Origin of the sequence: Desulfoluna sp., assembly GCF_030145185.1 — a bacterium.
GTDB lineage: Bacteria > Desulfobacterota > Desulfobacteria > Desulfobacterales > Desulfolunaceae > Desulfoluna.
This window is the reverse complement of record NZ_JAQYWB010000005.1, coordinates 52543-78296: the sequence shown is the minus strand read 5'-3', so window position 1 is coordinate 78296 and position 25754 is coordinate 52543. Positions and strand designations below refer to the sequence as shown.

Annotated in this window: 28 protein-coding genes; 6 read left to right on the top strand and 22 right to left on the bottom strand. The window is 55.5% G+C overall.

Annotated elements, in window-relative coordinates; genetic code table 11:
- Positions 1–44 precede the first annotated feature (44 nt).
- On the bottom strand, positions 45–440 hold the full coding sequence (gene rpsI, locus Q1Q75_RS02440) for a 30S ribosomal protein S9 (RefSeq protein WP_300667425.1): 396 nt from the start codon (positions 438–440) through the stop codon (positions 45–47).
- Between the two features lie 40 nt (positions 441–480).
- On the bottom strand, positions 481–921 hold the full coding sequence (rplM, locus tag Q1Q75_RS02435; RefSeq protein ID WP_366945140.1) for a 50S ribosomal protein L13: 441 nt from the start codon (positions 919–921) through the stop codon (positions 481–483).
- Positions 922–1087: 166 nt separating this feature from the next.
- On the opposite strand from rplM, the gene cyaB reads away from it, so the two are divergent.
- Positions 1088–1699, top strand: coding sequence for a class IV adenylate cyclase (cyaB, locus tag Q1Q75_RS02430; protein WP_300667423.1), 612 nt, complete (start codon positions 1088–1090; stop codon positions 1697–1699).
- Positions 1700–1755: 56 nt separating this feature from the next.
- Here the strand turns inward: cyaB and Q1Q75_RS02425 are convergent, their stop codons facing one another.
- The 15 genes from Q1Q75_RS02425 to Q1Q75_RS02355 form a co-directional block, all read right to left on the bottom strand.
- The gene (locus tag Q1Q75_RS02425; RefSeq protein WP_300667422.1) at positions 1756–2148 is read right to left on the bottom strand and encodes a polymer-forming cytoskeletal protein; all 393 of its coding nucleotides are present in this window, start codon (positions 2146–2148) and stop codon (positions 1756–1758) included.
- Positions 2149–2169: 21 nt separating this feature from the next.
- Positions 2170–2937 carry a hypothetical protein gene (locus Q1Q75_RS02420; protein ID WP_300667421.1) on the bottom strand — a complete coding sequence of 256 codons (768 nt, stop codon included), beginning with the start codon at positions 2935–2937 and terminating at the stop codon, positions 2170–2172.
- A 260-nt stretch (positions 2938–3197) separates the two neighbouring features.
- On the bottom strand, positions 3198–4241 hold the full coding sequence (ruvB, locus tag Q1Q75_RS02415) for a Holliday junction branch migration DNA helicase RuvB (protein ID WP_300667420.1): 1044 nt from the start codon (positions 4239–4241) through the stop codon (positions 3198–3200).
- A 165-nt stretch (positions 4242–4406) separates the two neighbouring features.
- Positions 4407–5021 (bottom strand): Holliday junction branch migration protein RuvA, encoded by a 615-nt coding sequence (ruvA, locus tag Q1Q75_RS02410; RefSeq protein ID WP_300667419.1) that lies wholly within the window; start codon positions 5019–5021, stop codon positions 4407–4409.
- A 15-nt stretch (positions 5022–5036) separates the two neighbouring features.
- On the bottom strand, positions 5037–5525 hold the full coding sequence (locus Q1Q75_RS02405; protein WP_300667418.1) for a crossover junction endodeoxyribonuclease RuvC: 489 nt from the start codon (positions 5523–5525) through the stop codon (positions 5037–5039).
- A 77-nt stretch (positions 5526–5602) separates the two neighbouring features.
- Positions 5603–6373, bottom strand: coding sequence for a tol-pal system protein YbgF (gene ybgF / locus Q1Q75_RS02400; RefSeq protein ID WP_300667417.1), 771 nt, complete (start codon positions 6371–6373; stop codon positions 5603–5605).
- A 127-nt stretch (positions 6374–6500) separates the two neighbouring features.
- On the bottom strand, positions 6501–7067 hold the full coding sequence (gene pal / locus Q1Q75_RS02395; protein ID WP_300667416.1) for a peptidoglycan-associated lipoprotein Pal: 567 nt from the start codon (positions 7065–7067) through the stop codon (positions 6501–6503).
- Positions 7068–7086: 19 nt separating this feature from the next.
- On the bottom strand, positions 7087–8439 hold the full coding sequence (tolB, locus tag Q1Q75_RS02390) for a Tol-Pal system beta propeller repeat protein TolB (protein WP_300667415.1): 1353 nt from the start codon (positions 8437–8439) through the stop codon (positions 7087–7089).
- 6 nt (positions 8440–8445) lie between these two features.
- A complete protein-coding gene (locus tag Q1Q75_RS02385) occupies positions 8446–9282 on the bottom strand; it encodes an energy transducer TonB (RefSeq protein WP_300667414.1) in 837 nt (278 codons plus the stop codon).
- Between the two features lie 34 nt (positions 9283–9316).
- The gene (gene tolR / locus Q1Q75_RS02380; protein ID WP_300667413.1) at positions 9317–9730 is read right to left on the bottom strand and encodes a protein TolR; all 414 of its coding nucleotides are present in this window, start codon (positions 9728–9730) and stop codon (positions 9317–9319) included.
- Positions 9727–10437: a protein TolQ gene (tolQ, locus tag Q1Q75_RS02375; protein ID WP_300667412.1), complete on the bottom strand. Its 711-nt coding sequence runs from the start codon at positions 10435–10437 to the stop codon at positions 9727–9729. The genes tolR and tolQ overlap by 4 nt, the downstream gene beginning before the upstream one ends.
- 247 nt (positions 10438–10684) lie before the next feature.
- Positions 10685–12334, bottom strand: a complete 1650-nt coding sequence (gene groL, locus Q1Q75_RS02370; RefSeq protein WP_300667411.1) for a chaperonin GroEL — start codon at positions 12332–12334, stop codon at positions 10685–10687.
- Positions 12335–12422: 88 nt separating this feature from the next.
- Positions 12423–12716, bottom strand: a complete 294-nt coding sequence (gene groES / locus Q1Q75_RS02365) for a co-chaperone GroES (RefSeq protein WP_300667410.1) — start codon at positions 12714–12716, stop codon at positions 12423–12425.
- Between the two features lie 149 nt (positions 12717–12865).
- On the bottom strand, positions 12866–13078 hold the full coding sequence (locus Q1Q75_RS02360; protein ID WP_300667409.1) for an FmdB family zinc ribbon protein: 213 nt from the start codon (positions 13076–13078) through the stop codon (positions 12866–12868).
- Between the two features lie 148 nt (positions 13079–13226).
- Entirely contained in the window at positions 13227–13751 is a 525-nt protein-coding gene (locus Q1Q75_RS02355; protein WP_300667408.1) for a hypothetical protein, read from the bottom strand.
- A 263-nt stretch (positions 13752–14014) separates the two neighbouring features.
- On the opposite strand from Q1Q75_RS02355, the gene Q1Q75_RS02350 reads away from it, so the two are divergent.
- A complete protein-coding gene (locus Q1Q75_RS02350) occupies positions 14015–14113 on the top strand; it encodes an AURKAIP1/COX24 domain-containing protein (RefSeq protein WP_073474648.1) in 99 nt (32 codons plus the stop codon).
- A 146-nt stretch (positions 14114–14259) separates the two neighbouring features.
- Here the strand turns inward: Q1Q75_RS02350 and hflC are convergent, their stop codons facing one another.
- Both hflC and hflK read right to left on the bottom strand, forming a co-directional pair.
- On the bottom strand, positions 14260–15201 hold the full coding sequence (gene hflC / locus Q1Q75_RS02345; RefSeq protein ID WP_300667407.1) for a protease modulator HflC: 942 nt from the start codon (positions 15199–15201) through the stop codon (positions 14260–14262).
- Complete coding sequence (gene hflK, locus Q1Q75_RS02340) at positions 15198–16142, bottom strand: FtsH protease activity modulator HflK (RefSeq protein WP_366945139.1); 945 nt, start codon at positions 16140–16142, stop codon at positions 15198–15200. Before hflK ends, hflC begins: the two co-directional genes overlap by 4 nt.
- 421 nt (positions 16143–16563) lie before the next feature.
- On the opposite strand from hflK, the gene Q1Q75_RS02335 reads away from it, so the two are divergent.
- The 3 genes from Q1Q75_RS02335 (at position 16564) to Q1Q75_RS02325 (ending at position 22003) form a co-directional block, all read left to right on the top strand.
- Positions 16564–16887 (top strand): DUF721 domain-containing protein, encoded by a 324-nt coding sequence (locus tag Q1Q75_RS02335; protein WP_300667405.1) that lies wholly within the window; start codon positions 16564–16566, stop codon positions 16885–16887.
- A gap of 2 nt (positions 16888–16889) precedes the next feature.
- On the top strand, positions 16890–17618 hold the full coding sequence (locus tag Q1Q75_RS02330; RefSeq protein WP_300667404.1) for a methyltransferase: 729 nt from the start codon (positions 16890–16892) through the stop codon (positions 17616–17618).
- 332 nt (positions 17619–17950) lie between these two features.
- Entirely contained in the window at positions 17951–22003 is a 4053-nt protein-coding gene (locus Q1Q75_RS02325; RefSeq protein ID WP_300667403.1) for a hypothetical protein, read from the top strand.
- Positions 22004–22064: 61 nt separating this feature from the next.
- Here Q1Q75_RS02325 and Q1Q75_RS02320 read toward each other — a convergent pair whose 3' ends face one another.
- Complete coding sequence (locus tag Q1Q75_RS02320; RefSeq protein WP_300667402.1) at positions 22065–22352, bottom strand: integration host factor subunit alpha; 288 nt, start codon at positions 22350–22352, stop codon at positions 22065–22067.
- Positions 22353–22555: 203 nt separating this feature from the next.
- Positions 22556–23407 carry a ribonuclease H-like domain-containing protein gene (locus tag Q1Q75_RS02315; protein ID WP_300667401.1) on the bottom strand — a complete coding sequence of 284 codons (852 nt, stop codon included), beginning with the start codon at positions 23405–23407 and terminating at the stop codon, positions 22556–22558.
- Between the two features lie 227 nt (positions 23408–23634).
- On the opposite strand from Q1Q75_RS02315, the gene Q1Q75_RS02310 reads away from it, so the two are divergent.
- Positions 23635–24135 carry an acyl-CoA thioesterase gene (locus tag Q1Q75_RS02310; protein WP_300667400.1) on the top strand — a complete coding sequence of 167 codons (501 nt, stop codon included), beginning with the start codon at positions 23635–23637 and terminating at the stop codon, positions 24133–24135.
- 105 nt (positions 24136–24240) lie between these two features.
- Here Q1Q75_RS02310 and Q1Q75_RS02305 read toward each other — a convergent pair whose 3' ends face one another.
- Entirely contained in the window at positions 24241–25722 is a 1482-nt protein-coding gene (locus Q1Q75_RS02305) for a sigma 54-interacting transcriptional regulator (RefSeq protein WP_300667399.1), read from the bottom strand.
- Between the last annotated feature and the right edge of the window lie 32 nt (positions 25723–25754).

Below are 25754 nucleotides of genomic sequence, written 5' to 3'. Positions count from 1 at the left end.
GAGGCAGATATCTGCCTCCTTTTTTGTATAAATCGTACGAGGGATTAGCGCTTGGAGAACTGGAAGCGTGCTCGGGCGCCTTTCTGACCGTATTTTTTACGCTCTTTGATTCTGGAGTCACGGGTAATGAACCCGGCACGTTTCAGAACATCGCGAAGTTCTGGCTCGGCGAGAAGGAGAGCTTTGGTGATGCCATGACGAATGGCACCGGCCTGTCCCATGATTCCGCCGCCTTTGACTTTGACGTCGATGTCGTAGCTTTCCTGAAGCTCAGTCAGGGCCAGGGGCGCTGCCAGAACAAGGCGTGCCATAGGGTTTGGGAAGACCTCTTCAACAGGCTTTGCGTTGACAGTGATCTTGCCGCTGCCAGGAGTAAGCCAGGTACGGGCAATGCCGTTTTTCCGTTTGCCGGTGGCGTAGAATACGTTTTCTTTTTCCATGAATATCCTCGAGTATCTCTTAATTCGCTGTGATGGTTGCTTAGACTGCTACGGCCAATGCCTCTGGCTTCTGGGCGGCATGGGGATGTTCTTCCCCTGCGTATACGAAAAGCTTCTTATTGAGCTCACGACCCAGTCGATTTTTGGGCAGCATGCCCTTAACGGCGAAACGGAGCAGATCCTCGGGACGCTTCTCAAGAAGTTTGCCGGCGGTGATAGCGGTGATTCCACCTACGTAGCCGCTGTGACGGTAGTACGTCTTATTTTTAAGCTTGTTACCGGTGAGTTTGATCTTATCGGCGTTGATGATAATGATCCAATCTCCGGTATCAACGTGCGGTGTGTACATGGGGTTGTGCTTACCACGAATGTGTGCCGCGACAACGGAAGCGAGTCGGCCAAGCACCTGATCCTTGGCATCGACGACGAACCATTTCTGTGGATTGTCCGATTTCTTTGCGCTATAGGTATATTTTTTCAATGTTGTATACTCCCGGTCGGTTTTCATACAAATAACTGAAATTTAATAATTGAATTCACCTGAATTGTCAAGTGGCTTCTTAATTTTTTGGGCACACGTGGTAAAGGCTTGCCGGAGACGTGATACCATAGAATCACCAGTAAAATAAAGAGGAGATTTTAAAAAAGTGAAAAATATTGAAGTGGAAGTGAAGTATCGTCTTGTACATCCCGACATGGTCCGGCGGCGACTGGTTGAGGTGGGGGCCAAAGGCTTTGGACGATCTTTTGAGACCAACGTCCGATATGATACTGCAAATGGAGGCATCACGCAAGCAGGATGTCTGTTGCGGCTGAGAAAAGATGGAAAAACCCGGCTGACGCATAAAGCCCCCCACGTTGACTGTGGAAAAGAGGGGTTTAAAATTCATCGGGAGCTGGAGGTGGAGGTCAGTGACTTTGATACCATGGACAGCCTTTTAAAGGCTTTGGGGTTTGAAGCGGTCCAGATTTATGAAAAATGGCGGGAAACCTTTCACCTTAATGGGTGTGAGATCTGCCTGGATACCCTTCCTTACGGTGAGTTCATGGAGATCGAGGGTGAGAAAGCGCCGATCAATGAGGTCGCGGAGATGTTGGGGCTCGCCAGGCATGGACGGATTGTCTCCAATTACCTGGCTCTATTTGAGGCCTTGTGCCGAGAATATGACCTTGGCTTTTCGGATCTGACCTTTGATAATTTTGTGGGTCGGACCGAGGATTTTGGGCGTGTTCTCTCACGATTTGAAACCAACGGCTGAATGCCTGCGGCCCCCTGATCAGAGTGGGGTTCTTTATTGATTGGGGGCCTCGGTCTTTATGATTTCGCCAGTTTCAAGGGTTTCGGTGTTTCGGTCACTGATTTCGGGCTTTCCTTGCCCTTCTCGTTTTTTGTGCAGGTCACCGATGCATTGATGACTCCGCCGGCCTCCACAATCAGGTCACCACAACTTACCGTGCCTGAGCAACAGCCTCCCTTGAGCACAATGAGTTCCTTTTCGGCTTTCAGGGTGCCTTCATAGACACCGCCCACCGTCATGGAGTGAACCGTGGCATCGCACAGGGCTTTGCCCTCTTCGGCGATGATGACGCTGTCGGCCTTGAGGGTACCGCTGATTTCGCCTTTGACCACGAGTTGTCCTTTGCCGGTGATGTCCCCGGTAAAGAAGAGTCCTTTGTCTATCACTGAGAGATGTTTTGATCGATTCATGATGTCAATGTTCCCATGGGACTAGAGTGAAAATGTGTTGTTATAACGCAGGGAGCCTTTTTTGTCGAAGGCGTAGACAATCACCTTGCTGTGGGGCAGCTCTCCGGGATCGGTTCGAAGTTTGAAGCTCATCGAGCTGAAGTTCCGCATGTGAAACCCTTTTCCTCGGCTTGGCTGGGAGGGAATACCCTGGGCGACCCGTACCGCGGGGAGAATGCGCAGCGCTTGCGTGCTTCCCTCTTTGGGTGGAAAGGCCAGGAAAAGGGTGCCGTTAATGCGTTTTCCTTCTTTCGTGTCGTTGAGGAGCTTAAAACTGATCTTAAGGGATGTTCCATCTTTGGCTCGGTGGGTCTCCAGCGTGTCCACGCGCACAAAGGGCTTGGGGACAGGGGGCGTGTCCGCCGTGGCGGGGGCCGAGTTCGGGACGGGGTGTTCCTCGGGTTTTATGGCGCTCTTTTCTTCGGCCAGGGCCAGACGAGCCATGAGAAGCTCTTGATCGGTGGATTGTCTGATCAAGGTGGCGCGAAGCTCGCCTTGCTGGAGGATGGCTTCGGCAGCAAGGCTTCGCGTTCGGAGCCAGAGGCCGGTGGTGGCCGTGAGGGCACCGGACAGAAGAAGGATGAGAACCAGGGTGAAGGTGACCACCCGCCGATAGTTGATGGATTGTTTCACATGTCCATCGCTGCTGACAAAAAGGAGTCTCCATCGGCGCTTGTGGTGATAGAGGTTGGCAGGGGCGTAGCGGGCTATCTCCTCTTGAATGTCTTTGGTGTAATCGTCTGAGGGCAAAAGGACTCTCCTTATCCAACGGGCCAGGTGAGGGCGTGAGCCTTCCCTGACAATTTCAGGTGTTTGCGCGGCAGGGTCACCGCTCACTGCGATTTCAAGGGTGCTTTGGCTTCTGGGGAGGGCCGGGTGGAACTCCTTTCGTAGCGCCGACAGGTTTGTCGGGAAAGTCAGCATCTGTTGTGCGTGACATGATGCCTATGGTGATGTGGAGGGCCCCATAAAAAACGTTCGGGCATCGGTCGCTGATGCCGTTTGCCTTTCTATTTAAAAAGGGTGCCCTGGACCGCATACCCCAAGTGGCTGCAAGCGTCTTGAGAGACTTTTCGCCCGGATGAGGTGCGGATAAGAAAGCCGATTTTCAGCAGATAGGGCTCCACCACATCGACCAGGGTGTCGGTCTCTTCCTGCAGTGTCGCGGCGATGGCCTCAATGCCAACGGGTCCGCCCCGGTAGTAGTCGATGATGGTTTTTAAAAAGGCCCGGTCAAGGTTGGTGAGTCCCAGGCTGTCTACCCCTTCCAGGGCGAGGGCTTTTTCCACCACCTCATCGGTGAGCACGCCGTCGGCACGCACGTCGGCGTAATCCCTGACCCGTTTGAGGAGGCGGTTCAGGATGCGAGGGGTGCCTCGGGAGCGCATGGCCAGAGCTCGTGCCCCTTCGGGTGTCAGGGGGGTGTTGAGCAGGGCAGCGGATCGTCGGGCGATTCGGATGAGATCCTCGGTGTCGTAGAAATCCAGGGTCCGGAACATGCCAAAGCGGTCCCGAAGGGGCGCTGACAGGAGTCCGATACGGGTGGTGGCTCCGATGAGGATAAATCGATTGAGGCGGAACCGGTGGCTGCGGGCATGCACCCCCTTGTCAAAGACGATATCGATGGAAAAGTCCTCCATGGCCGGGTAGAGAAACTCTTCTACGGCCTTGGGGATGCGGTGGATCTCATCGATAAAGAGGATGTCACCTTGTTGGAGGTTGGTGAGGAGGCCGACGAGGTCCCCTCCCTTTTCCAGGGCCGGACCCGAGGTGATGGTGAGCTCGCCTCCCATCTCATTGGCGATGATGTGGGCCAGGGTGGTCTTGCCCAGCCCGGGGGGGCCATGGAAGAGCACGTGATCGATGGGCTCTTCCCGTTTTTTGGCCGCTTCAATGGCAATCTGGAGGGTTTCGACGGCTTCTCTTTGTCCGACATAGTCGGCAAAGGACTCAGGGCGCAGGGAGAAGAGACCCTCTTCCTCCTCCGGGGTGATGGGTTGCCCGGAGACGATGGGGGGGGTGCTGGATGAAAAGGAAAAGAGGTCGTCGCTCATCGCGTGTCGGGGACTCCTGAAATGCTATTGAGTGGTTAAACAGTGCGCCGATGCCATGGGGCGACCCATCGGTCAAAACCTCTGACGGGTGGGCGCTGCCAATAATCCCCGATGATACATGCTCCTGTGTGGCGAAGCAACCCCCTGCCTGGGGCAAGGACTCCTTTACAGAGATTTCCGATACACTTCATCCAGAAGCTCTTCGGGTCCTTTAATGCTGCTGTTTCTCGCCATGGCCTCGGCCACCAGTATTTTGGCATCGCTGCTTTTATGGCCCAGTTGGTGGGTGAGCACATCGATCACCTGGTCGACGAAGGCGACTTGGGGAGGGGCAGGCGTGCCGGTGGGGGAGGGGCCTTCAAGGGCAAATCTGGCGGTTTTCCCTTCCAGGGTGGCGATGATTTTCTGGGCGGTTCGTTTGCCGATGCCGGGAAGTTTCATGAGGCTCTTGAGGTCGCTTCCTTCGATGGCCGCTGCGATCTCTTCGATGGGAAGTCCCATGGCCTTTACGGCCTTCATGGGGCCGATGTCTTCTACAGAGATAAAGAGCTGAAAAAACTCTTTCTCCTCTTCGGTGTGAAAGCCGATGAGAGTGGGCTTGGGTTGGCGTTCGGTTTGGTGATAGTAGATGGAAAAAGAGAGTTCCTCTCCGGTCTCGCAGTGGGCGATGGAGGCCATCACCGAGGCTGGGAGGAGAATTTCATAACCAACGCCGCCGACGAGGAGAAGAATTTTTTCTTCCTCTCGTTTCAGGAGGCGTCCTTGCAGGTAGCCGATCATAGGGAAAATACCTCATCAGGGGTGGGGTCGGTTGTGTCGGAAGAGGCCGATAAGGGCCAGTGCTAAGGCATCAGAGGCGTGGTCAGGTCGGATCGGTTCCTTGTGTCTCAGGAAGTCCCGGACGGATCGTTCCAATTGGGCTTTGCTTGAGTTTCCGTTGCCGGAGAGAATTTTCTTGGCTTCCCGTACCGGGATCTCCGTCACCGGAATGCCCGCGGTGCATCCTGCCAAAAGGATCACCCCCACCACTTTGCCCAGTAGAATGCCGGATTTTGGGTAGCGCTCCAGGGAGAAGACGGCCTCCACCACAAGCGCATCGGGCTTTTTTATGGCAATGGCTTCACTGATCCGATGGTAGATCAGGTGAAGCCGGGCCGGGGTGTTCTCATCTTTTGATGTGCGGATGTGGCCGAAGGAGTAATCAGACACGGTGAGGCCCTTGCCGCTGACTACGCCGATGCCGGTTTCTGCAAGGCCGGGGTCGATGCCCATTACTGTAACCATGGTTGATGCCTGCGTCGTTCATACGCCCTGGCCGTTGGGGCCAGGGCGCACATGGGTGGTGTGGCGATCGCCGGTATCTACTGCCCCAGTTTTTTCCGGGCAATGGAGGATTCGGACGTATCGGGATATTTTCTCAGAAGTTCACCCAAGATCAGGTGGGCATTTTCCGTCTCCCCGAGGGCTTCAAAGGCCAATCCCTGCTTTAAATAGGCGGCGGGGACCTTGTTGCCTTTGGGGTAATTTTCGATGACCTTTTGATACTCAAGGATGGCTTTCTGATACCATTTTTCCCGGTAATAAATCTCACCGATCCAGAATTGGGCGTTGTCGGCATTGTCTGATGCGGGAAAGGTTTCGACCACGGACGTAAACCCTTTTTTAGCCGTGTCCATCTCTCCGGCGTCAAAGGCTTTTTTTGCGTTCATGTAGAGGGTGTGATCCGAGGCCTGGGCCGTTGGTTTTTGAGGCGCGGTATCCGAGGGCTCATAGCCAGTGAAGGTTTCGAGCCGGCTGAGTTTTTTGGACAGGGCGTCAATGGAGAGACGTATCTTACCTAAGGTCTGTTCCAGGTCGATGTTGCGGGTGGAGAGTTGCTCGCTGTGGTGGAGGGCTGTTTCCATATCACCGCGGACGATCCGCAGTTCTTCTTGAATCTTCTCAATTTTATTCGCCAGGCGGGCGTTTTTGCTGGCCACAGAGTCTTCTACACCTTGGGACAGGGCCTGGTTTTCACGCATCCCATCTTCTATGGAGGTGATGCGCCCCTGGAGTGCAATGTAATCTTTCTGGAGGGCACAGCCGGAAAAGAACAGACCCACCAACAGGCAGGCGATCACCTTGGGCTTCATGGCAGATTTCTCCCGATGCGGACGTGGTGTTGCTGAAAGCACAAAAGACCGAAGGGCGTCTGAGACGCCCTTCGGTAAACATTCCATTTGGATTTCCGGGTGGGCCCTTGGGCCATGGCCGGTTGTCTTAACGGATTACAAAATGAGCGCGTCGGTTTTTGGACCAGGCCGCTTCGGAGGCTGTCGGATCCAGGGGACGCTCTTCCCCGTAGCTGACAGTGACCATGCGGTCGGCCTCAACGCCTAAGCTCTCAAGAAATGCCATGGCACGGGCCGCACGTCGGTCACCGAGGGCGAGGTTGTAATCGGTGGTGCCTCGATCATCGCAGTGGCCTTCAACGGTGATGCGGACGCCGGGGTTCTCTTTGAGCCACTCGGCTTTTGCTTCAAGAATAGCAATATCGGAGTCCTGAACGGCTGAGCTGTCATAGTTGAAATAGATATCTGTGTCTTGGAAAGCGGTGCGGGCTTCTTCGCGGGCAGCCGCCTCTTTTTTCATCAGCTCTTCTTCAGCGATGAGGGCCGCATCGGTTGCGGCAGCATCGTCAGAGGTTTCTTCCGTCATGGTCTCCTGGGCAGTGATTCCGGCAGCGGGGTCTGTCTCCACTGCTTTCTTGGAGCACGATACAGCCACCAGCATGGTGAGCAGCACGGTAATGAGCGCTAATCTTACTCTCCAGGTTTTTCCCATCATTCCTCCTCGTCAACAAATGTCATTGGTTTAAATTGGATGACCACACTGGGGCGGTCTGTTCACCGGGCAGTGATACGAGTTGCCGCTGGTCTGTACCGTAAGCATTCATGACATAAATGGATGATTTGCCTTTTCTGGTTGAAGAAAAAACAATCAGGCTGCCATCGGGTGACCAGGACGGGGTCTCGTTGTCCCCAGTGCCAAGGGTGAGCTGCATGGGACGGCCTCCTCGGACATCCATGACATGAATGTCAAAATGTCCGTCTTTGAAACCGGCATATGCCATCTGGTCTCCTGTGGGGGACCAAGCAGGGCTCGTGTTGTATTTTCCGTCGAAAGTGAGACGTTCAATGCGTCCGTTGTTCAGGTTTTTGATATAAATCTGAGGGGAGCCTGATCGCTTGGATACAAAGGCCATCCTGTCGCCTGACGGGGAGAATACCGGAGACACGTCAATTCCCCATTTGCCCCACTTTCTTGTTAACCTTTTACGTATTTTACCCTTTTGGGTCAACAGATAAATCGCCTGATCCCCTTCAATTGTCAACGATGCCGCCATCATTTGTCCGTCCGGCAACCAGGCGGGTGTAATATTGGTTGTCCCCTTTGCCGTTACAATGTCACGCCTGGCCCCAGGCCAGGCGCCCTGCACGAAAATGTCGGGCTTGTCGTTCACATAGGAGGTGTAAGCAATTTTTGAGCCGTCGGGGGACCACGCGGGTGTCAGTGTGATGGCTTTATTTCGGGTCAGTTGGGCCGGTTTGTACCCGTCAAAGTCACAGGTCCAGATCTCTTTGGGGGTGCTTGATCCTTTGGAGACAAAGGCGATACGGCTGCCGAAGAATCCGTGTTTTCCGGAATAGGTGACCATGATTTTATCGGCGAGTTTCAGGATCAGGGGACGCAGATTCTCGTCTGGCGAGCCGGCGCCGCGAAGCCGCACGCCGAAAAGGCTTTTTTGCCTAAAGATGTCGTAGAGATAGAAATCACCGATAATGGCCTGGCCACTGACGGTGAGGCTGCCGGTGACCAGGAGCTCGGCACCAGAGGAACGCCACCGATCAAAATGGATATCCTGCTCGGTGATACCGGTTTGTGACGGGGCTTCCAGAAAGGCTTCGGGATTTACCATGCGGAAGTATCCGGTAAAGGCCAGTGTTTCCTGAAGAAGGGTCACGGCTTGGGTTGCCAGCTCCTTTTCGTGGTCCGAGGCGGCAGCGATGTGAAAGGCGGGAACGGCGACGGGGGTTTTATTCTCGAAAGGGTTGGTGACCCTTAATTGGACCCGGTCTTCGGCCTGACTTGGGGTGCCAGAAAGAAGAAAGGCCATGAGAAGAAGGGTTTGGACGATGATTCTATATGTTTTTTTCATGGGTACCTATAAAAGTTCGCTGACGTCAAAGTCGATGACAAAGGGTATTTTCTGGTCCGTGATCCCGGCTGGATAAGGAGGCAGGGGGGTGGACTTGTGGACGGCGCTCAGGGCGGAACGGTCGAAGTTTGCATTGCCCGAGCGCAGGGACACCCAGACGTCACGCACGGAACCGTCGGGCATGACGGTGAAGATGATCTGGGTTTTGAGCTGGGTTTTGCTGCTGGCCATCTGGGTGGGAAAGGCCCAGTTTTTACGAATAATCACCTCGATGGTTCGATAGTAGCGTTCTTTGATCGACATTTGAACGGCGGTGGGTTGTCCGGTGGCGGCGCCGTCATTTGCGCCGACGGTCTCCGGAGCCTTGCGATCGGCGACCTCTTTTTTAAGGCGGTTCAGCCGATGGGAAAGGGGTTCTTTCTTCGAGGTCTCTTTCGCCATCTTCTGCAGGGCATTTTGCACCAGTTCATCCGGTGTGATCACTCTTTGCTTGCGCTTGGTCGGCCGTTTTCCAGTGAAGGATTTGGCGGCGGGTGGTGTCACCTTTTTTGCCGTTTTTTTGCGAGTGGCTTTTTTTGACGGCGCGGAGGTCGATGGGGTCGCAGGCTTTGCGCTGCTTTTTGCCTGGACGGATTCTTTGCTTGGCTGTGGAGGCGGAAGCTCGGTCTGCATCAGATCCACGTCAATGGAACGGGGGGTTTTGTGGGGCTTGTATCCGCTGGTGGTCAGGACGTGGGAGAGGGTAAACAACAGAATATGGCCGGTCAGAGAAAAGAGCACGGCAAGGGTGAGGAAACGGTTTTCATCGCCACCGGTCAGATAATGTGTGAACGCTTGCATCATGTGAGGCTTTTTCTTCCCGGGTCTGGGCCGATCATTACTTGGTTTCAAGGGGTTCCGTCACCATGCCTAATTTTTCCACGCCGGATCCCTTGATTTCGGCCATGACTCGGATCACCGTTCCGTAGCTGATGGCTTTGTCGGCCCTCAGAAAGACCCGAGTGCCTGGGCGCTCTTTGAGCAGGGCGGTCAGCTTGGGGCGCAGCCTGTCCGCGTCTACAGGGAAGTCGTTGAGAAAGATCTCTCCGCCGCTCTTGAGGGTGATGTAAAAAGGTTCGTCGTCATCTCGGGAGAGGGACCCGGAGGGTGCTTCAGGCAGAGAAACATCAACACCCTGCGTCATCATGGGGGCCGCTACCATGAAGATGATCAGGAGCACAAGCATCACATCCACAAAAGGGGTGACGTTGATTTCACTCATCAGCTGGTTGTCGTTGCCGCCAGAGATCATTTTCCGTTTCCTTTACGCATGATGTCACGTTCGATGATGTTTAAAAAGTCGGCGGAGAAGTTGTTGAGCTCCACCTCAATAATCCGGATGCGCTGGGAAAAGTAGTTGTAGGCGATGACCGAGGGGATGGCCACCATCAGCCCAACGGCCGTGGCAATCAGGGCTTCGGCGATGCCCGGGGCCACAACGGCCAGGTTGGCGGACCCTTTGTAAGCGATGCCCTGAAACGAGTTCATGATGCCCCAGACCGTCCCGAAGAGGCCGATAAACGGGGCGGTGCTTCCGGCTGTGGCCAGAAAAGGGGTGAGCTGCATGAGGCGGGTGACCTCCTGGGAGGTGGCACGACGCAGGGTGCGCCTGATGTTGTCGATCCCCGTCCCCCCCATGATGATTCCCACCTCATTGGTGACGCCGATGCCCGCACTGGAGAGCTTTTTCAGTTCGGCGTAGGCGGTACGGAAAACCTTGCCAATGGAGCTATAGCTGAGCTCTTTGGATAAAGAGTATGCGTCGGAGAGGTTTTTGCTTTTCCAGAAAGTCTCCACAAAGATGAGAGACTCTTTGTGAGCCCGTCGGATGGTGCGGAATTTCAGGATAATGATCGTCCAGGAGGTGATGGAAAAGAAAAGGAGCGTTAAGAGGACCAGCTTTACCATGGGGCCAGCCCCACTGATCATCTGGAAAATACCTAAAGACTCATTGGCCATGTGTGCCGTCTCCGTTTTGGGCAGATGGAGGTGTCAAGAATGTGGTGTAACGGCGCAGGGGCCGTTGTTCCACGTTAATCTATACAAGCCGCGGCTGGGTGTCAAGGCTGGAGATGGTGAGGCCAAAGGTGCGTTTGTGGTGAGAACTCACTGAAAAATCAATAAAAAACCCCCTTTGTCCGGGAGGGCAAAGGGGGTATACAGGGCTAAGGAAAGTGCCCGGAGGCACTTTCGCTCAGGTGTGGACTTACATCATGCCGCCCATGCCGCCCATGCCACCCATACCACCCATGCCGCCGCCGGCAGGCATGGCAGGCTCATCCTTGGAAGGAAGGTCTGCGATCATGGCTTCGGTGGTGATCATGACGGAGGCAACGGATGCTGCGTTCTGGAGGGCGAGACGAACCACCTTGGTGGGGTCGATAACACCGGCTTCAAGGAGGTCTTCGTATGTGTCCGTGGCTGCGTTGTAGCCGAAGGATCCTTCGCTGTTCTTCACTTTTTCAAGAACAACAGAGCCTTCAACGCCAGCGTTGTTGGAGATCATGCGAAGGGGCTCTTCGATAGCGCGCATAATGACTTTTACGCCCATTTTTTCTTCGGCTTTTACTTTCAGTTTGGCCAGTGCCTCAATGCAGCGAACCAGAGCCACGCCGCCGCCGGGGACGATGCCCTCTTCAACAGCAGCACGGGTTGCGTTCAGTGCATCTTCAACGCGGGCTTTTTTCTCTTTCATTTCAGTCTCGGTGGCTGCACCGACGCTGATGACGGCGACGCCACCGATGAGTTTAGCAAGACGCTCCTGGAGCTTCTCACGATCGTACTCGCTGGTGGACTCGTCAGCCTGGGCGCGGATCATTTTCACGCGGGCTTCGAGGGCCGTGCGGGAGCCGGCACCGTCAACGATGGTGGTGTTGTCTTTGTCGATGGTGACGCTCTTGGCTTTACCGAGGTCTTCGAGGGTGATGCTGTCAAGCTTCACGCCGAGATCTTCGGAGATGACCTGGCCACCGGTCAGGACAGCGATGTCTTCGAGCATGGCCTTGCGACGGTCGCCGAAGCCGGGTGCTTTAACGGCAGAGACGTTCAGGGTGCCGCGGAGTTTGTTGACCACGAGAGTGGCCAGGGCTTCGCCGTCTACATCTTCAGCAATAATGAGGAGGGGTTTGCCTGTCTTGGCAACCTGCTCAAGGATGGGGAGAAGGTCTTTCATGCTGGAGACTTTTTTCTCACAGAGGAGGATGAAGGGGTCGTTCAGGTCACAGACCATCTTCTCCGTTTCTGTGACGAAGTAGGGAGAGAGGTAGCCACGATCGAACTGCATGCCTTCCACGACGTCCAGAGTGGTGTCCATGGATTTGGCTTCTTCAACCGTGATAACGCCCTCTTTGCCGACCTTGCTCATGGCCTCGGCGATGATGTTGCCGATGGTCGCGTCGCTGTTGGCGGAGATGGTGCCGACCTGGGCGATTTCATTCTGATCTTTGGTGGGCTTGGAAACCTTGACGAGTTCTTTAACAACGGTCTCAATGGCTTTATCGATGCCGCGCTTGATGCTCATGGGGTTGTTACCCGCTACCACGAGGCGCTGACCTTCTTCATAGATGGCACGTGCCAGAACCGTTGCAGTGGTGGTGCCGTCACCGGCGGTGTCGCTGGTCTTGGAAGAGACTTCCTTGACCATCTGAGCGCCCATGTTTTCGAACTTGTCTTCCAGTTCGATTTCTTTGGCGACGGTAACGCCGTCTTTGGTTACTGTGGGGGAGCCCCAGGATTTGTCGATGACAACGTTGCGGCCCTTGGGACCTAAGGTAACGACGACTGCGTCAGCAAGAGTTTTAACACCTTTGAGCATTTTCTCGCGTGCTTTTGCATCGTAAATAATCTGTTTAGCCATGGTTCACCGAACCTCCGTGTATGTTGAAATGTTGAGTTCAGGTCGTTAGAATATCATTTACAGACAGGTCGTGGATTGCAAGTGAGCCTTAGGCTTCGTCGACAACGCAGAGGATGTCGTCCTGGCCCATGATGAGGAAGTCGTTTCCGTCAAATTTAACTTCGCTTCCGGCGTACTTGCTGAAGAGGACACGGTCGCCCAGTTTCAATTCCATGGGAATGAGGCTGCCGTCTTCTTTGATTTTGCCCTTGCCTGCGGCCACGATGCGGCCTTCAGCAGGTTTTTCTTTGGCAGTATCGGGAATGATGATGCCGCCTTTGGTGGTGGTTTGCTCTTCCAGACGTTCTACCAATACTCGGTCCTGTAACGGTCTGATTTTCATGGTTCCTGTTCTCCTTTGCACTGTATCCACGTAAATGGTGTAAGATGATTATTTGAAGAAGAAAATGTCTGGGTTCATTTAAAAAAAACTGAAACGTTGCGCCAGGGCCTGACCTTCAGGCGTGGCGGCTGGATCGAAGCCCGGTCAGCTTAAGAGCCGCCGGAAGTCTTGGCACCGCCCCCCGGACTGCTGTAGGCATCGGAGTACCATCCCCCACCCTTAAGGTGGAAGGTGCTGTGGGAGATCAGTTTGCGGAGTGCTCCGGAGCATTTTTTACACCGGGTCAAGGGAGGGTCGGTCATTTTCTGAACCGCCTCTTCCACTTCACCGCATTCGGTGCATTCATACTCATAAATCGGCATGATGATTACCTCCTGGTCGCTTCTAAGAATCAGATCTCACAGGAATTGACGCTTGAGATCTGTGGGTTTGAACGTCTGAAATATAATCAGGATAAAACGCTTGTCAAGAAACACTCAAAAAAAACAGCAAGGTTTTGTTGCGCCGAACTCAGGGGTTGCAGTGGCGGATCGCCCAGCGTTGGGCGATAATATTTTTAACGCCGGAAAGGCGTGTGGAGGCAAGGATTTCACGGGTCCTGTCATGGACAAGGTTCTCCTCAAGGTCCCGTTTGGCATCCGGTATGGTGAAGCTCTGCAGAAAGCGGCCAAAGCGGATGATATGGACGAGCTCATGGATAAATAAATACAGGAGGAAGGGATAAAAGGATACATCGGCGTTGGTCGCGACCTCCTTCAGGATCGTATGATCCTGAAGGCAAATCATATAAAGATCGAACTCCCGCGGGGCGCCTGCATTCGGAGAGGGGCGGCCTCGGTAGCGGATGACCTGGGCGAAAACGTCCTGGGCAATGCGTTCCTCCGGGGTGAGGTTGACGCCCGTCTTGACGTCAAAGCGATTTCTAAGCCATTGACTTTCCGAAATTTTGTAGTCATTGCTTACCAAATCTTCGGAGACGGAGACGGCTCGGGCCACCAGGTGGAGTTCGTCCTTGTTGAAATGCTGTCGTTCCATGAGCTCCTGGAAAAAAATGTGGACAAAATGGGGGTGAAGGTGTTAAATTCTTGTTTTGTGTAACGCCATATATTGGCGAAAAGGTAAAGAAGTTACATGCTTCCTTGGGTTATCGCCTTAGGATTCCAGCATTGTAGAAGAGCTTATCTTCTGTGTACCGCACCGAATATTAGATTCTTTCGGTGATTTCGCCGGCTGTTACCGAAACACATTAAATGTGATTATGATTGCATAAAATATCTCTATGAAACGGAGGTGGTCTGTTGGGTAGCGTGATTAAAAAAAGGCGCAAGAAAATGCGCAAGCACAAGCATAGAAAACTTTTGGCCCGTACTCGTCATCAGCGACGAAAGGGTAAATAGGGTTTCTATCCCGATTTTGAAGAAACAGAAAAAGCACCGGCGCATGCGCTCAGGTGCTTTTTTTGTTTTTGGCAACCGGGCAGTTCCGGATTTTTTTTATACGTGTCGGGTACGGCCTTGGGCCGTACCCGCTCTCTGCTGATGGGCTATAGTCTCTTTTTCAGGTACTTGAGAAATTCTGAATCAGTGGAGAGGATGATGGTGCTCTCCTTGTTCAAGGCGTTGCCGTAAACCTCAAGGGATTTGGTGAAGGAATAAAACTCCGGGTCCCGGCCGTAGGCATCGGCATAGATGCGGGTGACTTCCGCATCGGCCTTACCCTTGAGCTCCTGGGCGGTTCGATACGCCATGGACTCGATCTTTTTCAGCTCTTTTTCCTTTTCACCCCGAATCCTCTGGGCCTCGCCCCGTCCTTCCGAACGAAACTTCTCCACAATCTGCGTTCTCTCGGCGATCATGCGGTCGTAGACAGAGTTTCGGACGTCATCACGGTAGTTGAGGCGCTTGAGTTTCACGTCCACCAGGTCGATGCCGAAACCTTTCAGTTTTTCCCCGGCGTTGGCCATGATCTGGCGTGTGATGACCGTGCGGCCCGCTTTGATGGTTTTGTTCGCTTTGGCCGCGTCACCTGTGACGCCGAAGATGGGATCGTCCACGTTGACAAGGCGGTCTGAGTTTCGAACCGTTTCGATGAGGTCGTAAGACGCGATGGCGTTTTTCACCGCCGGGTCAATGATGTCACCAATGCGGATCACGGCTCCGCGCATGTCCCGGCAGGTTTGGAAAAAGAGAACCGGGTCCACGACGCGCCAGCGGGCGAAGGTGTCTACGAGGATGTAGGTTTTGTTGAGTGTGGGGATCTCTCCGGCTTCACCGTCCCACTCCTGAAGGTTTTTGGGGAAGGTGTTCCCCTGGTCAATAAAGGGCATCTTAAAATGGAGCCCAGCTTCGGTGACGGGGGTCCCCATCACCTTGCCGAATCGAGTCACCACCACCTGCTCGGTTTCGTCCACGATGTAGGCGGACGTCACCAGTACGGCGACGGCGGCAAAGATTAAAATCAGTGTTGATAGGGCTGTCTTTTTCATTTGGAGATCGCCTCCTTGCCGGGTCCCATGTTCAACAGGGGAAGCATGTTTTTCTGATTTTCATCCACGATGTATTTTCGACCCAGCTTGGGGAGTATTTCTCCCATTTTTTCCAGGTAGATGCGGCGGGTCGTGACATCCTTGGCTTTGTCGTACTCTTCGAACAGGGCGAGGAAACGGTTGGCATCACCCTTGGCGCGGTTGATGCGATCCAGGGCGTAACCCTCGGCGGCGAGAACGGTTCGTTCTGCCTCACCATGAGCCGTGGGGATGGCCGTGTTGTAACCCTCCCGGGCTTTATAAATCATGGTCTCCTTTTCCTGCTGGGCCTTGTTTACTTCGTTGAAGGAGGGCTGAACCGGTCCGGGTACGTTGGTCTTCTGCATCTCAATGGTGGAGACCACGATGCCTGTCTTGGCGTCCTTGAGTTCTTCTTGGAGGAGCTCTTTGGCGGCCATGGCGATCTCATCACGCTTGATGATCACCTCATTGATGGTGCGGTCCCCCACCACCTGGCGCATGGAGGCTTCGGACATATCTCGGAGAAGATTTTCAGGGGATTCGACTTCAAAAAGGTATTTCACCGGATCGTCGATGCGGTACTGTACCAGCCATGGCACGAGCCCTACGTTCAAGTCACCGGTAAGCATCAGAGAGACGTCATCGCTGGGACTTCCCCCCCGGCCGGTGAACTGAGCCTGCATGTAGCCGAACTCTTCTTTTCGAATGATGTCGACGTTGACCTTGGTGAGCTTCTCGACGCCGATGGGCAGCTTGAAGTGAAGGCCTGGCAAGGTCTGTCGAGAGTATTTACCGAATTGCTGGATAATACCCACTTCGCCTACGCCGATGGTGTAGACCATGGATTTGCCAAAAAAAAGCAGAAAAAGAACGATAAGGATCAGCCCACCGGGCAGCTTGAAGTTCTTAAACTGATTCATCAGGTCATCCAATTGCGGGGGGGTGGGGCCGTCGCCGCCTGATCCACCGCCACCTCCGAAAGGTTTTTTATTGCCTTGTTGTTCTCTGAGCTTGTCCCAGTCCCAATTCATAGTGGTTCCTGTGGTTTGTGATTGCAGATGCGTGATGGGGTTCATACCGATGGAACGATGATTTTATTTTGTTGATTCAAGAGGGGCTCATGGCCGAGGTCGTCTTCTCCCCAGTTCTGATTTGCCATGACATCAGGCTCTTTGGAAAGCCACACTCTAAATGTACGCTAATTTACAAAATCATCAATGTTAAAAATCTAATCAAATACGGGAAAAGTTTCAAGGACCAAAGTACAAATTCAGATAAAGTTGACCCAGAGGCCATGGAAGAGGTTGACAGGTTGAAGCAGGTGTGGTGAACCTTCGGGTTATGAAGAGACGTGAAAAAAAACAGGATGCATCCCATATCGGCGATATCCTGACGAAAAATATTGGAGCCCTTGCCGGTCGTGCCGACCTGGAGCTTCTCTCCCTTTGGGAAACCTGGACGGAAGCTGTGGGTGAGGAGGTGGCGCGTCACACCCGGCCCAAGGCCTTTCGGGGGACCCTCCTGCTTGTCACGGTGGACAGCTCCGTCTGGATCCACCACCTCTCCATGATGAAACATGAGATCATGGCTCGTATTAATAAACAGCTCGGCGAGGAGACTCTGCGCGAGATCCGATTTTCCATCGGCCATGTTGAGGAACCCTGACCTTGGTCCCTTCCGATTTGACCGCGGATACGCTTTTTGACGGGGAACTCGTTCTTTTTCAGGAGAAGCGGGGATACCGGTTCTCCATCGATTCGGTCCTGTTGGCCCATTTTGCAGAGATGACAGGGGCGGTTTCCCTGTTAGACCTCGGCTGCGGGTGTGGGGTCATGCCCCTGGTCCTGGCCCGTCGTCATCCCGGTTTGGTCCGAGTGGTGGGGGTGGAACTGCAGGCCGCACTGGCCCACCTGGCCGAAAAAAATCGGGTAGAAAATGGCCTGACCGATCGGCTGACGATTCTTCACACCGATATGCGCCATTGTACGCAACCCTATGAAGGTGGCCCCTTTGATCGGGTGGTGAGCAATCCCCCCTACACCCCCCTGGGCAGAGGCCGACTGAATCCCCGGGACCAGAAAGCCATTGCCCGCCATGAAGTGGCCCTTTCCCTTTCCGAACTTCTGGACGCCGCCCGCCTGAACCTGTCTCCTACGGGGATGTTTTCTATGGTCTATCCAGCCGAACGGCTGGAGGAGGTGATGGCCACTGCCAGCCGGAAAAAATTTCATCCCGGAAGACTCCGCATGGTCCATTCCCATGCCGGGGCTCCGCCCAAACGCCTGCTTCTTTCTCTTTCCATATGTCCCATATCTCACCATATTTTGCCGCCTCTGGTGGTCCATGAACCCCATGGACCCTTCACAGATGAGGTTGATAAAATGTTTAAAAAATAGGATGGTTGATGGCGAAGCCCCTCGCGTTTAAGCCCCTTCGATCCCCGTCTTGTCGTGGTTCGGGAGCTGGATGTATGGTTTCACTACCTCGCCGTCGGCGTGGCTCCGGTTGATCTTAACCCGTGAATTGACACGGAAGAACCGGCAGCTCATGCGCTTGCAATGTACGATCAGTCACCGCTTTTGGCTTTGCCGCGACACGTGCACCCCCTCACCCGTAACGCGAATGCGGACGCGAGGTGCTGAGAGTACCGACACCCGCATCGCATTCGCAAACTCGCTTTCAAGGGGGCGTCACCTTGCCGCCGGAGGCTTTTCTTTGGGGAGACAGGATGAAACGGTTTTTTGCGATTCTTTTCTTTTTTCTATCATGTTCCGCAAGCTTGGCTGCGGATGGGGGGACGGTACCGGAGTCTCTTTCTGCGTGGCAGGGCTGGGTGATGCACGGCAACGAGCAGGTCGTCTGTCCCCGTCTTTACCAGGATGACAAAGGATATCAGTGCCTCTGGCCCGGGACCCTTCACCTCGTGGTGGCACCGGATCACGGGCGTTTTCGTCAGAAAGTGACCCTGTTTGCCGACGGATTTGTGATGCTCCCCGGGGATCAAACCCTTTGGCCTCAGAGGGTGACGGCGGACAGCGAGCCCATCGCGGTGACCCTTGAGAGCGGGCGGCCCCGGGTGTATCTCACGGCGGGGGATCATGCCCTTGCCGGTCGGTTTGCCTGGAAACGGCGTCCCCATGCCATCCCGATTCCAAGTACCACGGCCTCGCTTTTGCTGACCGTGGATGGGACGGCGGTGGAAGTCCCCTATATCGACGCTGGGGATCGGCTCTGGATGCGTCGTCCCAGCCAAAAACCCCGGGAAAACGATCAAACCACCGTGGAGGTGGCCCGCCTTTTTTCAGATACCCTTCCGGCCACGGTGACCACGAAGCTGACCCTCTCCATCTCCGGGGGCAAACGGAGGGAGACCCTTTCGGGTATTCTTCTTGCCGGAACGTCGCCGGTGGAACTCCGGAGTGAGCTGCCGGCCCGTATGGCGGAAAACGGGCGTCTGGAGGTGGACGTCAGGCCTGGGAAATGGGTGGTCACGGTGACGGCGGTCTATGATGGGATCCTGTCGACCCTGGCTCCCTTTGCGGCACCTTTCGGGCAGGAGGTGTGGACATTCAGGCGGTCTTCGGCCATGAGGCTGGTTTCTCTTGCGGGCTTGAGGCAGGTGGACCCCGAGATGACCCGTCTGCCCGATGCCTGGAAGCGGTTTCCGGCTTATCTGGCGAAAAAAGGGGATGTCCTTGCCGTCACCGAGGTGAGGCGCGGCCAGGGAAAAAGTGCCTCCCGGCTCACCTTAAAACGGGACGTGTGGCTCGATTTTGACGGGGGAGGGGCCACGGTTCGGGACCGGATTTCCGGAGAGGTCAATGCCCGTCGGTTTGTTTCATTGCCGAAGGGGCTTTATGAGCCCGGGCGCATTCGCCTGGACGGACGGGCTCGCCGGGTGGCCGATTCGGGTGAGGGCCGCTTTGGCGTGGAGGTTCAAAAGGGGGCGGTGAACCTTGAGTCCGTTTCACGCATGGAGACCGGGGCTGTTAACAGGCCCCTTCCCGTGGGGTGGAATCTCTCCTTTGACCGCACCTCACTGGCGGTTCATCTGCCGGTGGGTTGGGGGCTTTTCGCTGTTGCCGGGGCCGCCGTGGAGTCCGGGCGTGTTTTTATAGAGGCCTGGTCCCTCCTCGACTTTTTTTTGATCCTGGTGGTGGCGGTGGCGGCCTTCAAGCTCTGGGGGATTTCCTGGGGGCTTCTTTTTGTCCCGGGGCTGGCCCTGGTGTGGCATGAACCCTATACACCGGCCCTGGTCTGGCCGGCGGTTCTGGTGACCACTGCGCTCATGCGTTTGGCGGGTCGGGGGGAGGGATGGCTCGGTGGGCTTTGGGCACAAGGGGTCAGGGGACTTCATGGTGTCGTGCTTGTGGCTCTTTTTGCGGTGTCCCTGCTTTTTGCGTCTCAACAGCTTCGTCAGGCCCTTTATCCCCAGCTGGAGCAACCCACGATGGCTCCGATTCGGGCTGAATCCCTGGAGATGGAGGTGAAATCAATGGCCAATGAGTCGAGGAGTCAGATGGATGCGGTGATGACGCGGTCCATGCAGAAAGGGGCGGGGAAGAGGGCCCGTTCACAGGTCGTACCGGCCGTGGAAGAGGGGGAAACCCAGACCGGTCCTGCCCTTCCGAGCTGGTACGGCAAGCGTGTGACGGCGTCCACGGGTCCGGCCTCAGAAACCCACCTCATCACCTTGCATCTGATTCCTTCCCTTGTCTGGCGCGGGCTGTGCGTGCTGCGGGTGGGGTTGCTGCTCCTGCTGCTGCTTCGTGTGGCTCCTGTGACGCGGGGGGGCTTTTCCAGGGGCGCCGGGGGTGTGCTCCTGATTCTTGTGGGTGCTTTTTTGACCCTTTCCCCCCGGATGGCTCTTGCCGGGCCCTTTCCTTCTGAACCCCTCCTTTCAGAGCTTGAATCCCGTCTGACAGAGGCCTCCCCCTGTTACCCCTCCTGTGCCGCTTTAACCCGTGTTGTCGTAATATTGCCTCAGCAGCAGGGCGATGCCGTGACGCTGAGACTTCAGGTCGATACCCAGGCCCATGTGGCGGTCCCTCTCCCGTCAGGAGATGGAAGCTGGCGACTGGTCGAGGTGGCTGAAAAAGGCAGGGGCTCCCTTGAACGCCTCCGACTGAATGGAGAAACCTGGGTGCACCTGGTTCCGGGAATTCATCACCTGACTCTTAAAGGGGCGGGCCAGACCGGCGAGTGGACCTTTCGGTTCCCTTTGCCGCCGGGTTCTGTTCGTGTGGAGGAGGAGACCGGCTGGCAGGTCACGGGGTTGACCGATACCCTTCAAGTGGATGGGGTGATTCGGGCCACCCGGATGGCCACAGGGGCCGATGCCCTGAAACCCCTCACCGGCAAAGGGCGGCTCCTCAGTTGGTTTCAGGTGGAACGCAGGCTGGACCTCGGCCTGGAATGGCGGGTGGTCACCACCGTCACCCGGCACGGCGGCGATGTCTCTGGACCGCCGGTGGGGATGACCCTTACCCTGCTGGCAGGGGAAGAGATTCGAACCGAACTCAAAGGGGTGAAGCGCCAAGGCAATCAGGTCTCCGTTACCTTTCCCTCAGGGGTGAAGAAAAGGCAATGGGAGGGCGTGCTGCCTCCAGGTGCCCCCCTGGACTTGAAGGCTCCGGATACCGGCCATGTGGCCGAAATCTGGCGGCTCTATCTGGATCCTCTCTGGCATTTGACCTGGTCGGGGATCGCCCCCACGGGGGGGAGCGCGCAAAAAGGGATGGCATGGTTTCCCCGGCGGGGAGAGAGGGTGGCCCTTGCCGTTTCCCGTTTTGCAGGTGCCGGGGGGCGTACCTTGACCGTGGATCATGCCCGGTTGTCTCTCTGGCCCGGTGACGGGGAGACCCGCATGGAGCTGGCGGCTGACATTCGCGCCTCCAAAGGGGCCGTGGTGGAGGTGGAGAGCCGTTTCAATGCCCACGTGAAGGAGGTCACGGCCTCTGGTGAATCGGTCCCTGTGCCGGAAGAGGGCGGAAAGATTACGGTGCCGGTGAATCCGGGCAGGGGGGATATCAAGGTGATCTGGCGGAGTTCCCAGGACGAAGCTTTTTCTCCCCTGGATTTACTGGTGCCCCGGAAAATTTCGCTGCCGGATCTCTCCCTCGGGCGTCAGGCGTCGAACCTTGACCTGTTTATGCATCTCTCAAGGGAGCACTGGATCCTCTGGACCGCAGGGCCCTCCCTGGGCCCAGCGGTGCTGATGTGGAGTGTGGTGTTGCTGGTGGTGCTGGCCGGGGTCCTTCTGGGCCGAGTGCCCGTCTCTCCCCTTTCCAGCCTGGAGTGGGCTCTGCTGGGGCTTGGACTCGTCACCCGGAGTCTGCCCGCGGTTGTGCTGGCGGTCGGGTGGTTTTTTGCCCTGGAGATGAGACGACGCCAACGGCCCGAAAAGCGCCTGGCCTTTAACGTGGTTCAGGTGGTGCTGGTGGGGTGGGGCGTGGGGGTGGCCATGGTGCTTTTTGAGGCCGTCCAGGGGGGGCTTCTCGGGGTGCCGGATATGCAGATCGCCGGCAACGGGTCCACCGCGACCCTGCTCCACTGGACCGTGGACCGGGTGGCCGGCGCTTTTCCTGAGCCTGCCGTCTGGTGCCTTCCCGTCTGGACCTTTCGGCTGGTGATGCTGGCCTGGTCTCTCTGGCTTGCCTTGAAGGTTGTGGGCTGGGTTCGATGGGCCGGGGAGTCCCTGTGTGAGGGGGGCGGCTGGATGAAAAAGCCGAAGAAGGTACCGGAAGATCCGATGGCTGATTTTATCGAAAACGATGCATAAAAAAAGCCCCCTTCGAAACGAGTCGAAGGGGGCTTTTTTTAGATGTGTGGACGGTAAAGGCTTAGTTGTCCTCGTTAATTCTGTCGCGCAGGACAGACGAACATTTAAAGGTCACAACTTTTCTTTGATCCAGCATCATGTCGTTTCCTGTCGCTGGGTTGCGCCCTTTCCGGGCGCCTTTTTCTTTGACGCAGAATTTGCCGAAACCGCTGACCAGAACATCTTCACCTTTTCCGATGGTGTCTTTGATAATTTCAATCAGGTTTTCTACAAGATCACTGCTTCGTTTTCTCGAATAACCTATTCTTTCCTGGACTTGATCCACAATGTTGGTCTTCGTAAGTGCCATTGTCGGTGCTCCCGCAAGATATTTCGAATGCTTGATGCTTCAGGGATTGCGTACAAAACAGTTATACTTTATATGGGTAATTTTAATGAATATCAAGAGTGTTACAGGAAATACGCATGTTTTTTTTACTGACACCCTTTTGGAGAGGCTTTCCAATTCCCTGTTGACTGCATCTGACAACGGATGCTTTGAATTCTAAATATTTACCACAGGTTCCCTTTGGGGTGACTGTGCAGTTGTCGCATCTCCTCTATGACTCCATGGTCAGGGATGTGAGGGTTTTCAGGTCGTTTTGTGCCGGAAAGAGTGAACCGAACGCCCTCTGGGATGGTGTCCCTGCGTATGCGGCAGGCTTCCACCAGCAGGGGTTCCATGTTGATGGTGTCCGCCACGTTATAGGCGAGGAGGGTTTCGAGGTAGCGCCGGTCGCCGGTCCTCTTGTAATGGTTCCACATCACCACCGCAGAGGATCCATCCACGCCGGCCAGGTCGGTACGGCCCATGCCGAGGATCTCCTCGCACCGTTTCAGGCCCCCTTTAATGCCCAGGCTTCCCAGAACATACCGGAGGTCGATGTGGGCCATTTCCATGGGGATCCCCAGGACCCTTCGGATGACCGGAATATCAAAAGATTTTCCGTTGTAAGTGACCACGGTGGAGTATGCTTTAATCGCTTCTTTAAAGTCAGCGAGGTTCTCTCCGTTGACGTAGGTGGAGACGCGTTGACCATCGTAGAGGGCGATGGTGGTGATGTCGCACCAGGGCCCGTCTCCCGTGGTTTCGATGTCTAAGTAGCAGGTGCGTTTCTGAAAGCCTGGAAAGAGGCGCCAGGCCTCTCCGGCGGGCAGCCCGGCCTCGAAGAAAAGCAGGTCACCCCGGTCATAGTGGTGGCGTGATGTTTTGATACTTTGAAGCACGGTACCCGCCCTGGGAAACTTCGTCCCCCTGGCGCAGGCCTCTTCGAAACGTGACCAGTCGGTGATTCCCTGTCGCCAGAGCGCCTCTTCGGTGGCTTTGCCCACCCCTTGCATATGAATAAAGCTGTTTTGAATCACGGGTGTTCCTTTAAGAGTGTTGACATCGTTTCTGTTGTGGTAATCTGCGTTTTATGATCCATGCCACTGGCGGGCGAGCCTTTCGGGGTCCTGCTTTTTCCTGTGTCGGTTGATAACGTGGTATTTCAACGATTCGCAGGCCTTTGAGTTCCCTTCTTTTGTCATGGTCGTCTCACGGACAGCCCACCATAAACATCACACTTTTATCATTCATTCAAGGAGTCGTTATGCAGGGACGCCCTGTTTCAGAAACCCGTGTTGTCCTTTCTCATCTGATGTTGCCCCAGGATGCCAACCCCGCTGGAAACGTCCACGGCGGCGTGATTATGAAGTACATTGACAACGCCGCCGGGGTGGTGGGAGTGCGTTATGCGCGGACCATCTGCGTGACCGCGTCCATTGATCGCATGGATTTTTTTGTGCCTATGTATATCGGCGAGCTGCTCACCCTGAAGGCAAGTCTCAATATGGTGGGGAGCACCTCTATGGAGATCGGGGTGTGTGTGGAGGGGGAAAACCTGCTGACCGGTGAGAAGAAACACGTGGGAAGCGCTTACCTCACCTTTGTGGCCCTTTATGATCAAGGGGCCGAGGTCAGGAAACTTCCCCCCTTAATTCTGGAGACCCCAGACGACGAACGCCGAAATGAAGAGGCCCGCTACCGAAGGGCTCGCCGTCTGGAAGAGAAACAGCGCATGCTGGCCCGGCGGGAAAAGATCGTATTGTAAAAACGATTCCGTGGCTTATGACTTCACGACGGATGTTGCAACCCGCTTTCAAGGTGGTTTTTGCTACAGTGGCTTCGCCACCTTGCCGCCGGAGGCAGGTTTTGTTCAGTGGGTCTGATCCTGGTTGAATGTTTCAATATATTTCTTCGCCGTGCGCCGGTCGAGTCCTGTGATGCGGGCCACGTCACCGTAGGTCCCGTGGCGTTTGTAGAGCATGGTGCAGTAGCCGCCGGTGAGTTCTTTGAGGTTGGTTTCACCGCTTCGAATCCCTCGGGTGAGGCGCTCGGTCAGGGAGGTGTCTTCGGTTTGGTGGGGAAGCAGGTAGCTCTTTTTGATCAGGACCCTTCGAGTGCATTGCTCCAGCTCGCGCACGTTGCCGGGCCAGGGATAGTGCGTGCCGAGCTGTCGGTCGATCACCTCCCGGACCATGGCCGTGTACTCGGGGGACTCTTTGCCCACCATGCGCGTGACGGTATGGTTCAAAAGGGCTCCCAGCTCTGCCGGATCTTCTTCGATACGGACCCGCAGTGGGGGGACGGTGATGATATCCGAGCAGAGCCTGTAGAAGAAGTCGTCCCGGAATCCTTCGCTTCCCGTAATCTCTTCGAAGGGGCGGTTGGTTGCGGCGATCACCCGACCGTTGAACCGCGTCTTCATGTGGCTGCCCACCGGGGTGAAGAGCCGCTCCTGAAGCACTTGCAGGAGCTTGATCTGGGTGTGGGGGGCGATCTCGCCCAACTCGTCTAAAAGGATGGCCCCGTGGGGGCTGCATCGTTCCAGCACCCCTTTGTGATCTTCTACGGCCCCTGTAAATGCTCCTTTTTTATGACCGAAGAGCTCGGACTCCAGCAGGGCCTCCGGGTACTGAGAGAGGTTGAGGGAGACAAAGGTCCGGGTAAAGCTTTCGGTAAAGGTTTTTCGGACGGGGTCGAAGGGGATGTAGCCGCTTCGGCCGATGGCGATGGCTGCCGTCCCCTTGCCTGTTCCGGTCTCCCCCAGGAGCAGGGTGGAGAAATCTTCCATGCGGTTGATCAGGTACCGGGCGTAAAGGCCAATGTCATGGGTAAAGATATTGTTCCAGAGGTCACGCCTCAGGTGTCTCATGGCCCGGCTCTCCCCCACGAGAGAGTCTCGGATGAGAAAAAAGGCGCGCCGGAGTTGATAGCACAGGGCCATGTAGTGGCAGAATTGGTCGGTGGTGAACCCCCGAGCCTGAAAAAAAGTGTGCGCCTCATCGGCAAAGGGCACGGTCAGGGACGTGTCCCCGGCCTCTATCTGCCGGTGTATGAGGGCATCGAAGCGTTCCCGAAAGAGGTAAAAAAACTCAAAAACCAACGCGTTCTCAACGAGGGTCTGATCTTTATTTTTCATTCGGTCGATGCGGGGCAGCCCCGACGGATCCAGCGCCTCCAGGCGGGTGCTTACTTCCCGGATGGTTTCATTGATGAGGTTTTCCACGCGGGTTCCGGGGAAGAGGCCTGCAATGCGGGTGTCTATGGCTTCTCGCTCCTCAGCAAAGGGGTTGGCGTAGATCGCTTCACTGACCAGAGAGAAGAAGTGTCGTTGCGGATCGGTAAGCCGGATCATGGGGTCTCCTTGAGGTGTTGCCGGCAGCGCAT

Bases quoted from the DNA above. Each gene is read 5' to 3' on its own strand.
- rpsI (WP_300667425.1), bottom strand. From the start codon at position 440: ATGGAAAAAGAAAACGTATTCTACGCCACCGGCAAACGGAAAAACGGC.
- Q1Q75_RS02425 (WP_300667422.1), bottom strand. From the start codon at position 2,148: ATGAATCGATCAAAACATCTCTCAGTGATAGACAAAGGACTCTTCTTT.
- ruvB (WP_300667420.1), bottom strand. From the start codon at position 4,241: ATGAGCGACGACCTCTTTTCCTTTTCATCCAGCACCCCCCCCATCGTC.
- ruvA (WP_300667419.1), bottom strand. From the start codon at position 5,021: ATGATCGGCTACCTGCAAGGACGCCTCCTGAAACGAGAGGAAGAAAAA.
- Q1Q75_RS02405 (WP_300667418.1), bottom strand. From the start codon at position 5,525: ATGGTTACAGTAATGGGCATCGACCCCGGCCTTGCAGAAACCGGCATC.
- ybgF (WP_300667417.1), bottom strand. From the start codon at position 6,373: ATGAAGCCCAAGGTGATCGCCTGCCTGTTGGTGGGTCTGTTCTTTTCC.
- pal (WP_300667416.1), bottom strand. From the start codon at position 7,067: ATGATGGGAAAAACCTGGAGAGTAAGATTAGCGCTCATTACCGTGCTG.
- tolB (WP_300667415.1), bottom strand. From the start codon at position 8,439: ATGAAAAAAACATATAGAATCATCGTCCAAACCCTTCTTCTCATGGCC.
- Q1Q75_RS02385 (WP_300667414.1), bottom strand. From the start codon at position 9,282: ATGATGCAAGCGTTCACACATTATCTGACCGGTGGCGATGAAAACCGT.
- tolR (WP_300667413.1), bottom strand. From the start codon at position 9,730: ATGATCTCTGGCGGCAACGACAACCAGCTGATGAGTGAAATCAACGTC.
- tolQ (WP_300667412.1), bottom strand. From the start codon at position 10,437: ATGGCCAATGAGTCTTTAGGTATTTTCCAGATGATCAGTGGGGCTGGC.
- groL (WP_300667411.1), bottom strand. From the start codon at position 12,334: ATGGCTAAACAGATTATTTACGATGCAAAAGCACGCGAGAAAATGCTC.
- groES (WP_300667410.1), bottom strand. From the start codon at position 12,716: ATGAAAATCAGACCGTTACAGGACCGAGTATTGGTAGAACGTCTGGAA.
- Q1Q75_RS02360 (WP_300667409.1), bottom strand. From the start codon at position 13,078: ATGCCGATTTATGAGTATGAATGCACCGAATGCGGTGAAGTGGAAGAG.
- Q1Q75_RS02355 (WP_300667408.1), bottom strand. From the start codon at position 13,751: ATGGAACGACAGCATTTCAACAAGGACGAACTCCACCTGGTGGCCCGA.
- hflC (WP_300667407.1), bottom strand. From the start codon at position 15,201: ATGAAAAAGACAGCCCTATCAACACTGATTTTAATCTTTGCCGCCGTC.
- hflK (WP_366945139.1), bottom strand. From the start codon at position 16,142: ATGAATCAGTTTAAGAACTTCAAGCTGCCCGGTGGGCTGATCCTTATC.
- Q1Q75_RS02335 (WP_300667405.1), top strand. From the start codon at position 16,564: ATGAAGAGACGTGAAAAAAAACAGGATGCATCCCATATCGGCGATATC.
- Q1Q75_RS02325 (WP_300667403.1), top strand. From the start codon at position 17,951: ATGAAACGGTTTTTTGCGATTCTTTTCTTTTTTCTATCATGTTCCGCA.
- Q1Q75_RS02320 (WP_300667402.1), bottom strand. From the start codon at position 22,352: ATGGCACTTACGAAGACCAACATTGTGGATCAAGTCCAGGAAAGAATA.
- Q1Q75_RS02310 (WP_300667400.1), top strand. From the start codon at position 23,635: ATGCAGGGACGCCCTGTTTCAGAAACCCGTGTTGTCCTTTCTCATCTG.
- Q1Q75_RS02305 (WP_300667399.1), bottom strand. From the start codon at position 25,722: ATGATCCGGCTTACCGATCCGCAACGACACTTCTTCTCTCTGGTCAGT.